Raw genomic sequence first — 14,325 nt, forward strand, 5'->3', positions numbered from 1 at the left:
TCTTGAGCGGGAAGGTGGCGTTTACATGCCAGGCAACAGTTACGGGATAAAGCGAGGGCCTGCCAATCACGCCGTTATTCTCGACCTCGGTAGTCCCTTGGCGGAAATCCAATGCAGTGGTAACTACTCACTGCGGTAGCAATAGCAGCGACCGGACAGCCCCCATTTTCTCCTTGGCGCTATTACCAAGAGAGAGAAAGGGGGCGCAGCCGCCTAACCAAGTCTGGCTAACGCTGCCAGTGCCCCCGTAACCACGGGATGCCCCGACGGTGGCGGCATGGTGCCGACGATAAACAGGTGATAGAACAACCAGCCCAGACAGATCACACCAATAATCCCCGCCAGCACAAACAGCACTTTCAGGCCTATGGACCAAAGCGGCGATACATTGACCGGATCGTCCGGGCGAATAAGCGCGGGGCGGTCGAGTAGTTCGGGTTCGGTGGTGGGTTGCGTGGTTGCAAGCTCTCGTGCCGACCTTGCCTGGTCTTCAGCAAGCGGGGTTTGTGTGGGCACAGCAGCGGCCACGGCTACGACTGCCTTGGGGGAGATGGCAGGGGCTGACACAGGCGCGGCGGCAATAAGTGCAGGTCCCGTGGGCAGGATATTTGCAGTAACGGGTTTCCGGTTACGAAGCGGCGCCGGGCGCACGAGTACCCGGCTTTGCTGGCGAATGATGCGGCTTTCCAGCAAAACAAATATCACGCATATCGCCGGTACGACCAACTTCAATGCGGGTGCCTGGCTGTTTACCCAATCAGCTACCAATGGGTCGGATACCGCAATGCGCCCGGCGATCCAGCCCAGCAACATACTGCCGCCGGGCACCAGCCACGGGTTTTCGTCCAGCCAGCGGCCAATGAACAAACTGCCGTACATCAGTAGCGGCACGCTACCCAGTAAGCCCAATACCAGCAGCCAAACGCTGCCTTGCGCCACGGCCCCGAGCGCCACCACGTTGTCCAGGCTGAGCACCAGATCGGCCACCACTACGGTGACTACGGCGCTGGCCAGTGAGGTCTGGGTGCTGCTGGCGTCCTCGCCGCCCTTGTCTGCGGCGTTGTCATCGCTATCCAGAAGTAGCTTGATTGCGATCACCAGCAACAGTACCGCGCCTACCAGCTTTAACAGCGGAATCATCAGCACGTAGCCGACCACGGTGGTCAGCAAAGTGCGCAGGATTACCGCCACCCCGGTGCCAATTAACACGGCGCGGGCGCGTAAAGGTGCGGCCACGTTGCGGCAGGCCAGCGCAATGACCAGGGCGTTGTCACCGCTGAGGATCAGATCAAGAAAGAACACCTGGATGCTCAGCCCGAGCGCCATCAACACGCTGTCAGTCCCCATGCGGGCTCCCTTTGCAAAGCAAACTTAAAGTCATGGCGATCCCCATGCACCGGCAAGGCCTGCATACAAACCAAACAACGCCGTAACGCCAAAAAGGATAGCAATCACCACGGCATAGGTTCCCTTCAGCTGGTAGCGTTGCGGCAACTCTTTGCGAGCCAGCCAGTACAGCAAACCCAGCACTACCGGCAACAAAATGGCGTTGATTACGCCGGTGGCAATCGATAGCTTGATCAAATTGACACCCGAAGCCACCAGTACCCCGCCCGCTAGCAACATGAAGCCAAACGCGCCGTAAAACCACGGCGCTTCACGCGGATGTTGGGCCAGGGTGTGGCGCATGCCAAAGACTTCGCCCAGCGCCCACGCCGCACTCAGACACACTACGATGGTGGCAACCAGCGCGCCGCCGCTCAGCGCCATGGCAAACAGAATGCGGCCGGTGTCTGGCCCCAACACACGGGTAAAGGCTTGGGCAATTTGCGGGACGCTATCCAGCGGCACACCGGCGCCTTCGTGACCAAACGCGGCGGCAGTGGCGATCAGCACGGCGGCGGTGATCACCTGACACAGGATGGCGCCCAGAAAAGTGTCGATCCGCGCCAGCTTCAGGTGTGACAGCCCCAGCCCTTTATCGATGAGGGCAGATTGCTGGTAGAACACGGTCCACGGCATCACGCTGGTGCCCAGATTGGCGGCGACCAGATACAGGTAACCCGGGTTGTGTAGCGGTATATGCAATAGCTGACGGCCCATTTGCGCCCAATCGGGCTGGGCTTTCCAGGCCACTAGCAAAAACGCCAGTTCAAAGATGCCCAGAAAAATGGCGATGCGTTCAACCGAGTGATAGGAGCCCGTACAGACCATGGCAAAGATCAGCAGCCCGATCACCGTCACGGTTTGCCACGGTTGCAGCCCGAACAATTGCCCCACGCCCGCCAGCCCGCTCATCTGGGTGATCAAGGCACCAAAGCAACTGATCACCAGAGTGGTCATCGCCAGCACGGCGATGGCCCGGCCAAAGCGCTGCAAAATCAGCTCGCCGTAACCTTTGCCGGTGCCCAAGGCCAGGCGCACGGTGAGTTCCTGCACCATGAACAACAGCGGGATCAGCAAGGCTTGCAGCAGCAACAGGCGATAACCCCACTGCGCACCACTTTGCGCGGCGGTAATCACGCTGCCGGCATCGGTGTCGGCCAGCATCACCACCAAGCCAGGACCGATGACCGTGGCCAAGCGCTTGAGCCGTACCAGCGTGGCGGGAGGAATTGCGTTATCCATCATCGAAAGCCGCAGCCGTTACGGCTTGGCATCAGGCCCGGCTTTCAGATAGCGCATCATGGCCGAATCGGGTGACAGCACCAGCGTTGGGCTGGAATCGGCCAGCGATTGCTTGTAGGTCTGCAAGGCGCGGTAGAACTTGTAGAACTTGGGGTCTTTGCTGAAGGCCAAGCCAAGAATACGGTTGGCTTCGGCATCGGCCTGACCGTGGGTGATCACGCTCTGACGTTGCGCCTCAGACAGAATCACCGTGCGCTCGGCATCTGCGTGGGCCTGAATCTGCTGGCCCCATTCGGCACCTTGGGCGCGCAATTGCCGGGCTTCCTGCTGGCGCTCGGACTTCATGCGGTCGTAAATGGCCTGACTGGTTTCCAGTGGCAAATCGGCCCGATGCAGCCGCACTTCGGTGACTTCCAGCCCCAGCGGCCGTGAGCGTTCGGCCACTTCTTGCTGGACCTGCATCACGATCTCGTCGCGCTGGATGGATAGCAGCGTTTTGAGCGGCACCTTGCCCAAAGCCCGCCGCAAAGACGAACTGACCATCTGCGCCAGCTGGGCATTGGCTTGGTCCGGGGTACGTAAAGCGCGGTAAAACACCAGCGGATTCACAATGCGATAACGCGTGTAGGTTTCGACTTCCAGCCGCTTTTCATCGCCCAGAATGATCTGCTCCGGCGGCGGCGCCAGCGTTTGGGCGCGGGTGTCGTAGAACATGACGGTATCGATCAGCGGTATCTTGAATTTCAGGCCGGGGTGCTCATCCACTGTGAGCGGCGCGCCCAGGCGGATGACCAGCGCTTTCTGGCCCTCATTCAAGGTGTACAAACTGGATGACAACAGCCAAATCAGGGCGATGCCGCCGACAATCAGCAAGGGACGCAAACGGCGGTTCATGGGTGTGCCTCCTTGCCGGTCGCCGCTTTGGGCTTATCCTGCAACTGCAGCCACGGCATTACGCCATTGCCGCTTTTGCCGGTGGCATCCACCACCACTTTGCTGGCCTTCTTGAGCATTTCATCCATGCTTTCCAGATACAAACGCCAGGCAGTGACATCTTTGGCTTGAATGTAACTCTGGTACACCGAGTCAAAGCGTTGCGCCTCGCCTTGCGCCAGATTCACCACCTGCGCTTTGTAGCCTTCGGCTTCCTGTTCAATGCGGGCGGCGTCGCCATGGGCACGGGGAATGATGTCGTTGGCGTAGGCTTGGGCCTCGTTGCGGGCGCGTTCCTGATCGGCGCGGGCGCGCTGCACATCGTTGAAAGCGTCAATGACGGCGGCGGGTGGGTCAACCCGTTCCAGCTGTACCTGAGTCACCAGAATCCCGGCCTTTTCCTGGTCCAGCAAAGTTTGCAACACCGTGAGCGTTTCTTCGGCGATCTGCTGGCGACGGTTGGACATGGCGGCCTGGATTGGCGTGCGGGAGATCACCTCACGCAGCGCGCTTTCAGCAGTGACGCGCAAGGCGGCTTCCGGCATGTTCACGCTGAACAGAAACTGCCCGGCATCTTTGATGCGCCAGAACACCGTGCAATCGGCCTCAACGATGTTCTCGTCGCCGGTCAGCATTTGTTTCTCTCGCGGATCAACCACCGAGGCCTGCGGGCCGTCAACCTGGTTGCCTAGATGAATCTGGTTAATCTGCGTGACCTCGGGCAGCATCACCGTTTCAATGGGCCACGGCAGGTGGTAGTGCAGGCCGGAATCCGTGGTTTGCACCCAGCGCCCAAACTGCAGTACCACGCCTTGCTCGCTGGGTTGCACTTTGTAGATGCCACTGGCCAGCCAGCCCAGCAACACCAGCCCCGCAATCAGCGCGAACCCTTTGCCTTGCAGACCGAGCAAACGCAAAAAGTAATCCACATGCTGCCAGCGTGCGGCGAGCCATGGTGTGGCGGCCGCGTCTGTGTCGGGAGGCATTGCGCTGGGCATTATCGGGTTCCGTTGCTGGGGCTGATACTTTGGGTAGCGGCTGAAGTCGCTTGCCGATAGCGGCGCGAGTCTGACGATTCGCAGCCGATCTCGTTTAACGGGGCGGGATGTGTCTGGTTTACCGCGGACGCGGTATTTGGCGGGTTTATTTGATTTGGGGCAAAGGCAACGAGCGCACGGCGAGTTGCAACATCGACAGACGCACGCACTTTGCACGCGCGTCTGTTGCGTTTATCGCCGCCGATTCGGTCCGCTAGCGCCACGGCGCACCGGCTTGGCGGGTTTTTTGCCATGCCGATGCCGCGTGTTCTGTACTTGCAGCAGCTTGTCGATTTCTTCCGAAGTCGATTGCATCAGCGATTGCGCCATTTCACCGCTGGGGAAGGTGTCTGGCATGCGATAGCCGAGCCAGGCGTAGGCGGAGTACAGCTTGCAGGTGTCTTCCAGATATTGCAGCTCATTGCGTCCGCCCAGGCCCTCCATGCGCAGCAGCGGAGCCGCCTTTTTGTTGGCGCGACAGGCGGCCCAGTCTTTCAGGGCGCGTTCGAGCATGGGGATTTTGGTCGAGATCGGGCACAGGCTGAAGGTGAAGCGCTCCGCCAGCGACAGCGGCAATACATCCAGCCATTTGGCTTTTTCCAACTGGTCAGTCAGGTTGGCGGGCAGGAAGAATTCGTCATGTACGTTAATGTGTTTGGTGAACAGTTCCAGCAACGGCTGCAGCTTGCTCTGGCCGCTGGCGGCGGAGATCTGCTGCAGGTAATCCAGATTAGGCGCCACGAAGAAGCCGGTCGCGGGTAAGGGTTCCGGCTTTTGCTGGAGCAGCATGGTGATGGCTTTGTGCGTTTGCGCATCCAGCCCGGCCACAAAACCGGTTTCATGCTCGCCAAACCGCCCGGCGCGACCTGCAATCTGTTTGGCCAGCGAGGCGCTGATCATGCCTTCGGAATAACCATCCCACTTGTTGGCCGTGGTAAAGATCACGCGGCGTGCAGGCGTGTTCAGGCCCATGCCGATGGCATCGGTGCCGACCACAATGGTGGTTTCGCCTTCAATAAAGCGTTCGGCCTGCGCCTGGCGCACCTCGGGCGACAAATTGCCGTAAATGGCCGATACCGCAAAGCCTTGCTCGATGGCCTGATCGCGCCAGTTCAGCACTTCGCGGCGCGAGAACGCAATCAGCACATCGCCCGGATGCAGGTTCTTGAGGGAACCCAGCGGCTGGCGTTCCATTTCCAGCGGAGACTTGCGTTGCAGCTTGCGTACTTCCAGCGTGCCGCCCACACGTTTGACTAGCGATTCAATGGCTTCTTCAGCCTCCAGCGCGCCCAGCAGATACACCGTGTTGGCTGGCACGCCACAGACGGCGGCAGTCCACGCCGCGCCGCGATCCGGATCATCCAGCAGCTGGATTTCATCAATCACCGCCACATCAATCGCCCGGTTGGGGTTGAGCATTTCCACCGTGCTGGCCACATGCGTGGCGTCCGGGTGCAGTTTGCGTTGCTCGCCGGTAATCAGGCTGACCGCAACCCCGGCGTCAAGCAGGCGGTGGTAGTTTTCCAGAGCCAGCAAACGCAACGGCGCCAGATAAACACCGGATTTGGCCAGTGCCAGATGTTCCATCGCCTGGTGGGTTTTGCCGGAATTGGTCGGCCCCAGCACCGCAATGAAATGGCGCCTCATCTGCTGCGCCAGCGTGAACGATTCCGGGTACAGCGACAGGTTGATCGCATCGTGCGTTTTGGCGGCTTGGCGCGTAGCTACGCCGGTGCTGAGTAACGATTCAATCCGTTCCACCGCCAGTTTGCAGCGAAAACGCGCCAGTTCGTACTTGGCCTGGAACGCGTTGTAGGCACTACTGGGGTCGAGTTCGTATTCCTGCGAGATCTTGGCGATCCCCAACGCGCACTGCAGCAGTTGTTGCTCCAGTTTTTCGCGTGCGGCGGCATTCCAGCGCTCTTGCAACAAGGCCAGTCGTTCCGCTGTACCGAGTTTGCGCCACTTGTTGGTCTTGCCCAGAAAGCCTTCATCCGGCACCAGGTGATAAGGCACCACCCGCTTGTTCACCACAATCTCGCCATGTACTGACACCGCGTAACTACCTTCGGTAGTCACCAGAGTGGCCTGGTGCACCTGCAGGTAATCGTTCAGGGCCGAGGTTTCGGGCGTTTCAAGCAGGGTATCGGTCATAAGTTCGGGCCGGTGCAAAAAAGACATGACCGAATTGTAGGTGCAGTTTGCTGCGTCGCGGGATTTGCATGACATTGCGTCGCAAAATCCGCGTTACCGGACCTGGAAAAATCCAAAGCCCAACGGTAAGGCTGGGCTTTGGATTCTGCATATGAGCTGACCGGACCGACTTGCTACTCAGGGCGTTTCGCCCGCCTTGATTCGTGCATCAATGGCCATGACGATTTCTGGCAAGTCTGCCACCGAATCAATCACGTAATGCGCCCCGGCACCCAGCAGCCGTTCGCTGGCAATGGCTTTACGCCGGGCGATTTGCTCTGGTGTCGCCCCGGCCATTTCGGCGAGCGAATAACCCACCTCGTTGCCCGAAACGGTCACGCCCACGCACCACATGCCCGCGTTACGGCCTTCTTCAATGCCGGGAGTGGTGTCATCAATCTTGATGCATTGGCGCACGTCACTCACCGCCAGTGCCAGGACGTTGGCCAGCGCCATATACGGGCCTGGGCGGCCACCGGCGGGCAGTTCATCCCCGGCCACGGCATAGTCTGGCGAGACTCCCGCCGGAATGGCATTTGCCAGCACCACATTCAGCACTTCGCGTGGATAACCGGAGCATGAGCCAATCTTGATACCTGCGTTGCGCAACCAGGTCAGTACTTCCGGAGCGCCGGCAATCGGTGCCGAATAGTCGCCAACCCGGGTCAATTGCAGCGGCATGAAGCGCCGGTACATGGCGTCGATATCGGCGTCGGTCGACGGATGGCCCATCTTGTCTTGCCATTGTTGCTGAATGGCCGGCTCGGCCAGCAGCGCGCTGATGTGCTGCCATTTGGATAAACCCATCGGGCCGCGCGCCTGTTCCAGACTGATCTGGATGCCAAACTGGGCAAACACTTCGACGAAAATCTGGGTAGGAGCGAGCGAGCCGAAATCGACCAGCGTACCTGCCCAGTCAAAGATGGCCGCCTGCACGGCGGGTTTGTTCTCAAAATGCGCGTTCATGATTGATGACCTTCAGTTGGGATGTTTGTCGCCGGGAATGATGAAATTGCGGCCACGCGGGCCTTGCAGTGCCTGGTCGATCCGGCCATCCCAGTCGGCTTCGGCCAGACCATAGTCGGCGGGGTCGGTACTCACGCCCAGGTCTTCCAGAAAATCGCGCAAATGCTGGACGGCATTGCCCGCGCTGGTTGCGTCAAAAATCCGCAGCAGCAGGGCGTCCAGTTCGGCATCGGCGCCCACGGCCATTTCCATGATGCGGGGCAAGCTGAAGGAGCACGCAATGCCATGGGCCACGCCTTGCTGCAGGGTGATGTCATAAGACAGCGAGTGCGCCAGCGCGGTACGCGTATTGGAGAACGCCAGGCCCGCCTGCAGTGCTGCCACCGCCATGCGTTCACGCAGGGTGACGTCATCCAGGTTAGCCAGCAGACGCGGCAAGGTGGCGATGATTTCGCGGGCTGCCGTCACGGCCAGGGTGGCGGATACCGGGTTGCGATGGATATTCCAAAGCGATTCCAGTGCATGCGACAACGCATCAAGGCCACTGGCCAAGGTGCTGGCGCGAGGCAATGTCACCATCAGGTCGGCATCGATAATGGCGGCTTCGGGCCACGACCACGGCTGATGCAACGAGTATTTGCGCGCCGCTTGCTGATCCCAGATGGTGGCCCACGGTGTTACTTCACTGCCGGTGCCTGCGGTGGTTGGAATGGCGATCAGCGTTTTGGCTTGCCCGCGCAATGGCGCGCTGCTATCGGTGCTGGTGAGCAGGGTAAGCAGTTCGTCAAAGGTGCGCGATGGTGTGGGTGCCAGCATGGCCTTGGCGCAATCGATCACGCTGCCGCCGCCCAGCGCGATAATGCAATCGGCATCGGCATAGTGCTGCCACACGCGCTGGTACATCGGCCGGAGCCAGCTCACGTCCGGGTTGGGTTGTACGTCGGACTCGATGGCCAGCAAACGCTCGCCCAGCAAATCGGCCAGCCGCTGGTTAATGCCCAGAGAGGCGGCTTCGGGAAAAGTGATCAGGATTGCGCGGCGGTTGCCGAGCAGCGCGGACAGTCCGTCCAGCGCTCCGCGCCCGGCGTGGATATCGACAGGGTTCTGGTAGTGCCACATGGGGTAAATTCCGTTTTGTTTTTCTGGTGGGCGCCAGCGCATTAGCCGCGCTGGATGGCCCGGCGCAAGCGCGATGAAATGGCATCCGCCGCAATCACCATGACGGCGATAACGATGATGCAGGTGGCCGACTGCGGGTATTTGAAGAGCTTGAGGCTGCTCAGCAACTCGAAACCCAGCCCGCCCGCGCCGACCATGCCCAGCACGGTGGCCGAACGCAGGTTGACTTCAAAGCGGTACAGAATCACGGCGATCCAGGCGGTGATGACTTGTGGTATCACGCCAAATACGATCACTTGTAGTGGCCGGGCGCCGGTGGCTTCCAGTGCCTCGATCGGGCCCTGGTCGATTTCTTCGATGCTTTCAGCAAAGAATTTGCCCAGCATCCCCACGCCATGCAGCGCCAGAGCCAGCACGCCAGGAAATGGCCCGAGGCCGACGGCGGAGACGAAAATCAGCGCCAGAATGAGCTCATTGATACTGCGGATCAGGTTGAACAATTGCCGCGCGCCCTGATACAGCAGCCACGGCATATGCAGATTGCGTGCCGCCAGCAAAGACAGCGGTACGGCAAAGATCACGCCGAAAACTGTGCCCCACAGCGCGATCTGGAAGGTCTCCAGCGCCGGGCCGATCAGCCGGGGCAATATCTTCCAGTCTGGCGGTATGGTGCGGCCGATAAAATCGGCAATTTGCGGCAGGCCGCCAGCCAGATCACTCCAGCTCAGTTGCGCACCGGCGGCGCTCCATTGCAGCACCACAATGCCGATGACCATCGCGGCGCCCAGGCTCAACCATTGCGCGGAGTTTTTAGGCCCGCTGACCAGCCATTGATGCTTGAACGTGCTCATTGCAGTACCTCCAGGCCCACGGCATGTGTGATTGCGGTCGCGGGAGTGAGACTCACCGGGGCCATGGTCGGCGCTGATGCATCCTGGCCCGGATAGATGCGCTGCAAGTCCGCCTCGGTCAGCGCACCTTCGCGGCTGTCGAACACAATACGACCCTGCGCCAGACCCACAATGCGGTCGCCAAATTCGCGGGCGTATTCCACCTGATGCAGGTTGCACACCACGGTGATGCCTAGTTCCCGCGTGGCATCGCGCAGGTATTGCAACACCATGCGTGCGCTTTGCGGATCAAGACTGGCCACCGGTTCATCGGCCAGAATCACCCGCGGCTGCTGGGCCAGGGCGCGGGCAATCCCCACGCGCTGCATTTGCCCGCCGGAAAGCGAACTGGCGCGCGCCGTGGCTTTGGCGGCCAGACCAACCCGGCGTAAACACTCATGAGCCAGAGCGACGTCTTCACGCTTGAACAGCTGAAGTATTGAGGTGAACGTCGGCAGCGCACCCAGGCGGCCAGTCAGCACGTTTTTGAGGACCGACAAACGCAGAACCAGGTGATGGTGCTGGAAAATCATCGCCACCTGGCGACGCAAAGCACGGGTGGTGCCAGGCTGGTTGGCATCCAGCCCGGTGACTTCCAGTTCGCCCGAGTCCGCCGTCACCAGCCGGTTCATACAGCGCAGCAGTGTCGATTTGCCCGCGCCCGACTGTCCCAGGATAACCACGAATTCTCCCGGTGCGACATCCAGATCGATGCCGCGCAGAACCAGGTTGTCACCCCAGGATTTGGTGAGTTGGCGTACGTGAATCATTTCATTTTCCGCAAATCAAGCTCGAGCACCTTGGCGGTTTCGCGAATGATGTCATAGGCGGCATCGTTGGTCGGCTGAAAGCCCGCCAGCATGCCTTGGTCGCCCCATGGCAGGTCTTTGATATTGGCAAAAGCCTTGCTCAGTTTTTCTTTGGTGGCCGGGTCCAGATCTTTACGCCAGACCATCGGCGATTCCGGGATCGGGCTGGAAGTCCACACCACCTTGAAGTCATCTTGCTTCACGACGCCACGAGCGATGGCAGAGGCGAGAATCCGGTCAGCCACAGCAGCAGCGTCGACCTTTTTGTTTGCCACAGCCAGGATGCTGGCGTCGTGCGAGCCCGAAAACACAGTGCGCGAGAACAGTTTGTCTGTGTCATAACCCGCTTTCTGCAAAGCGGCTTTGGGGAACAAGTGGCCCGAGGTGGAGCTTGGATCAACAAAAGCGAAGGTATGGCCCTTCAGTTGCGCCAGCGAGCTGATATCCGACTCTTTGCGCACGATGATCAGGCTGTGGTACGCACTGGAGTTGTTTTTCTTGGTGACCGCAACCGCAAATGCTTCGGCATCAGCCACCTGATTGGCCAGCGCGTAAGAGAACGGCCCCAGATAAGCGACATCCAGCTTGCCCGAACGCAGTGCTTCAATCACGCCGTTGTAGTCGGTTGCCACAAACGGCTTGATGGTCAGACCGGTTTGCTGATGCAGGCTTTCCAGTACTTGTTTGCTGCTTTCAACCATGGCTTGGGAGTCTTCGGACGGAATCAGGCCGATGGTGAGCGTGGTTTTAGGTTCGGCTTGGGCCGGGGTAGCAACCAGCAGCGGCAACACCGCCAGACAGAGCGCGGACAGCAAAGACGACATGCGTTTCATGGCAAACCTCGTGACAGGGAGAATGCCGCAGAGATTAACGACGTAATGTGACAGTCATCTGAGCGGTTCAACATGTCTTTGCCCAGCAAACTATAGAAGGAATCTATACATGAGCACTGCCCGGTTCCGCGCCTTCCTCGCGGTGGCGCGCTACGGCAGCTTCAGCGCCGGTGCCCGCGCTTTGGGGCTGAGCCAGCCCACGCTGACGGCACAAGTGCAGGCGCTGGAAAAACAACACAATGTGGAGTTGTTTGTGCGCCATGGCCGGCGGCTGCAATTGTCTGAAGTTGGCCAGCAACTGCTGCCATTCGCCCAGCAACTGGCTTCGCTGGAAACCGATGCGTACAACCTGCTGCACGATTCAGGCAGGCTCACTCGTGGCCAGTTAAAGCTGGGCGCGGTGGGGCCGTTTCATGTGATCGAGATGGTTGATGCATACCGGCGCCAATATCCCGATATCGAGATATCGATCCGCATCGGTAATTCCGCTGCGGTGCTGGCTGATCTGGAAAACTACATCACCGATATCGCGGTGCTGGCCGGTCAGCATGATGATCCGCGCTTTGCCATTCACAGTTACGCTCGTCATCGCGTGGTGTTGTTTGCCAATGTGGCGCATCCGTTTGCCCATCGCGGCAGCATTTCGCTGGCCGAGTTGCACCAGCAACCCTTGCTGCGCCGGGAAAAAGGCTCAACTACCCGCGCCGCGCTTGATCTGGCGCTGCAGCAAGCGGGCGTCAAACCCCATATGTCGATGGAGATTGGCAGTCGCGAGGCGCTGCGTGAAGCCGTTATCCGTGGCTTGGGTTTGGGTACGGTGTCCGAGGCCGAATTCATTGCGCACCCGGATATCCGTATCGTGCGGCTCGAGGGCGACCCGGTACACACCGAAACCTATGTTTACTGCCTGGCTGAGCGGCGACACAGCTTGCTGATTTCGTCGTTCTTTGAGCAGGCATTGTCCGGCGAGCCGAAAAGGCAGGCGGAGCTGACTAGCACGTAATGTGCGCTGCGATATTTGATACTCATCAACGATCAGTGCGGCAATAAAACAAGCTGCCGCTGTCAATTAATGCCCATCATACAAAACGGTATGCCGGGCAAAATCAGTCCAATGCAAAAGGCATAAGGCAGCGGGGTTGTACGGTTTTTTCATGCAGAAAGCCCGAAACGTCAGAGATCGTCAGAGACCGTCAGCGACGAATACACACCGCTGAAACTTGCGCCCAAGCAGTCATCCATCTTGCCCGCTTTGGCCAAATTGGTGGCCTGTATCTAGCCCATTGCATCTGCTCTGCCTCACCAAATGGAAAGCGCGCCCGGACTCGGGCCTATGATCAGGCTCCAGCTATAGCGGCACCACAAAGGTTCCGCTCATGATGAAACTTCGGCCCTGGTACATGCCGGTGGCGATCGCCACCGGTTTTTGTGCGCCTGCGCTGCTGATTGCGCTGGTCTCCTACGGCATCGCCCAGCAAGCCTTTCTGCACCGCATTGACGAGTTTTCCGGCCGCGTATTGCTGCGTGCGGAAATGGTCGCGGGCGAGGCGCAAAACGCTCTGGCCGAGGCCAACGCTACAAGTGGTCCCTATTGTGGCGAGGCGCATCTGCATGCTCTGCGCGAGATCGAGCGCAAATATCGCTACGTGCGTGAAGTGGCGTATCTGCAAGGTTCTACCCTCGCCTGTACCTCTCACGTCGCAGATGTGGGCAAGGGGCTGGTCAATGCCGCCGATGTTGCTGCCGGGCTGGACTCCAGGTTTGTAGCATTGCGAGACCGACAGCATCTGGTCATCGTTGATCCGCGTTTCTATGTAGATATCGTTCCGCTCGATAACACAATCCAGCTGGGTGTGGTCGACACCGCCAACGGCCAGGCCATTGCCAGATGGCCACATGCCGACCCGGAAATATTGAAACAGGCGCTCGCCGGCAAACTGGACAAACAGGCAATGGAGGGGCGCATATTCCGGGTTGTGCGCTCGAAACAGATGGCAATGGCAGTGGTGATCTATGAGCCGGAGATGCCGTTCCAGCAGGCATGGCAAAAGCTGCTTTATATCTGCATGCCCTTCGCTCTGGCCATGAGCTTGCTGGCTAGCTGGCTGGTACTGCGCTGGGCCCGCAAGTGGCAGGGCCCCAGAGCCACCTTGCTCGAAGCACTCCGGCGCAAACAATTCTTTGTGCAGTACCAACCCATTATTGAGCTGGATACCGGCAGATGTAGCGGCGCGGAGGCCCTGGTACGCTGGCGCACGGCAGAGAACGTCACCGTCAGCCCGGCAACTTTCATCCCGATGGCCGAGAGCCTTGGACTATTGCCGCAGATCACGGACGTGGTACTGGCTCAAATCGCACGCGACCAGGGCGCGTTTCTTGTCGCCAATCCATCTCTGCATATTTCGGTGAATTTCGCTGCATCAGACCTGCAGCAAAGCGACGTGGTCGGCAAATTGACCGGCATGGTGGCGCAAATGGGTATCCGGCCCCAACAGATATGGGTGGAAATTACCGAAAGTGCCTGCGTTAATGATCCCGTTTCGCTAGATACGCTCAACCGTCTGCACCACGCCGGTTTTCCTATCTATATCGATGACTTTGGTACGGGTTATTCCAGCCTGGCCTATTTATCAGAATTGCCGCTCGCTGGCCTGAAGGTCGACAAGATGTTTGTTGACGCCATTGGCAAAGCGACGGCGACCGCAGACATCACCGAACACGTTATCGCAATGGCTCAGGATCTGAACCTGAACATCGTGGCAGAAGGCATAGAGACCGCAGAGCAGCACGCTTATCTGAAGGCTCGCGCAGTGCAATATGGCCAGGGATGGCTGTTTGCGCGCGCGCTGGATGCGAAGGCTTTTCAGAATTTCCAGCCTGCAACTGCGGCGTAAAAGCCGAATTGGCAAACCGGTTT

At 59.4% G+C, this 14,325-nt stretch carries 12 protein-coding genes; 2 read left to right on the forward strand and 10 right to left on the reverse strand.

Translation table 11 applies throughout. The annotated features are described in order from the left end of the window. Positions 1-213: 213 nt before the first annotated feature. From N7220_RS11025 to phnD, 10 genes are all read right to left on the reverse strand, one after another. Entirely contained in the window at positions 214-1,347 is a 1,134-nt protein-coding gene (locus N7220_RS11025) for a YjbE family putative metal transport protein (RefSeq protein WP_283147574.1), read from the reverse strand. Between the two features lie 30 nt (positions 1,348-1,377). Further along, the gene (locus N7220_RS11030; RefSeq protein WP_283147575.1) at positions 1,378-2,631 is read right to left on the reverse strand and encodes an NRAMP family divalent metal transporter; all 1,254 of its coding nucleotides are present in this window, start codon (positions 2,629-2,631) and stop codon (positions 1,378-1,380) included. A 15-nt stretch (positions 2,632-2,646) separates the two neighbouring features. Next, a complete protein-coding gene (gene hflC, locus N7220_RS11035) occupies positions 2,647-3,522 on the reverse strand; it encodes a protease modulator HflC (protein ID WP_283147576.1) in 876 nt (291 codons plus the stop codon). Next, a complete protein-coding gene (gene hflK / locus N7220_RS11040) occupies positions 3,519-4,559 on the reverse strand; it encodes an FtsH protease activity modulator HflK (protein ID WP_283147577.1) in 1,041 nt (346 codons plus the stop codon). The genes hflC and hflK overlap by 4 nt, the downstream gene beginning before the upstream one ends. A gap of 231 nt (positions 4,560-4,790) precedes the next feature. Beyond that, positions 4,791-6,752 (reverse strand): helicase-related protein, encoded by a 1,962-nt coding sequence (locus N7220_RS11045; protein ID WP_283147578.1) that lies wholly within the window; start codon positions 6,750-6,752, stop codon positions 4,791-4,793. Positions 6,753-6,929: 177 nt separating this feature from the next. Next, complete coding sequence (phnX, locus tag N7220_RS11050) at positions 6,930-7,757, reverse strand: phosphonoacetaldehyde hydrolase (protein ID WP_283147579.1); 828 nt, start codon at positions 7,755-7,757, stop codon at positions 6,930-6,932. 12 nt (positions 7,758-7,769) lie between these two features. Beyond that, positions 7,770-8,876 (reverse strand): iron-containing alcohol dehydrogenase PsrA, encoded by a 1,107-nt coding sequence (psrA, locus tag N7220_RS11055; protein WP_283147580.1) that lies wholly within the window; start codon positions 8,874-8,876, stop codon positions 7,770-7,772. 41 nt (positions 8,877-8,917) lie between these two features. Continuing rightward, positions 8,918-9,727 carry a phosphonate ABC transporter, permease protein PhnE gene (phnE, locus tag N7220_RS11060; RefSeq protein WP_283147581.1) on the reverse strand — a complete coding sequence of 270 codons (810 nt, stop codon included), beginning with the start codon at positions 9,725-9,727 and terminating at the stop codon, positions 8,918-8,920. Further along, positions 9,724-10,536 carry a phosphonate ABC transporter ATP-binding protein gene (gene phnC / locus N7220_RS11065; protein ID WP_283147582.1) on the reverse strand — a complete coding sequence of 271 codons (813 nt, stop codon included), beginning with the start codon at positions 10,534-10,536 and terminating at the stop codon, positions 9,724-9,726. The genes phnE and phnC overlap by 4 nt, the downstream gene beginning before the upstream one ends. Continuing rightward, entirely contained in the window at positions 10,533-11,408 is an 876-nt protein-coding gene (gene phnD / locus N7220_RS11070; protein ID WP_283147583.1) for a phosphonate ABC transporter substrate-binding protein, read from the reverse strand. The genes phnC and phnD overlap by 4 nt, the downstream gene beginning before the upstream one ends. Before the next feature lie 109 nt (positions 11,409-11,517). On the opposite strand from phnD, the gene N7220_RS11075 reads away from it, so the two are divergent. Together N7220_RS11075 and N7220_RS11080 are read left to right on the forward strand one after the other, a co-directional pair. Continuing rightward, positions 11,518-12,411, forward strand: coding sequence for a LysR family transcriptional regulator (locus N7220_RS11075; RefSeq protein WP_283147584.1), 894 nt, complete (start codon positions 11,518-11,520; stop codon positions 12,409-12,411). Positions 12,412-12,784: 373 nt separating this feature from the next. Continuing rightward, positions 12,785-14,302, forward strand: coding sequence for an EAL domain-containing protein (locus N7220_RS11080; protein ID WP_283147585.1), 1,518 nt, complete (start codon positions 12,785-12,787; stop codon positions 14,300-14,302). Positions 14,303-14,325 lie beyond the last annotated feature (23 nt).

This window comes from Silvimonas soli (assembly GCF_030035605.1).
GTDB lineage: Bacteria > Pseudomonadota > Gammaproteobacteria > Burkholderiales > Chitinibacteraceae > Silvimonas > Silvimonas soli.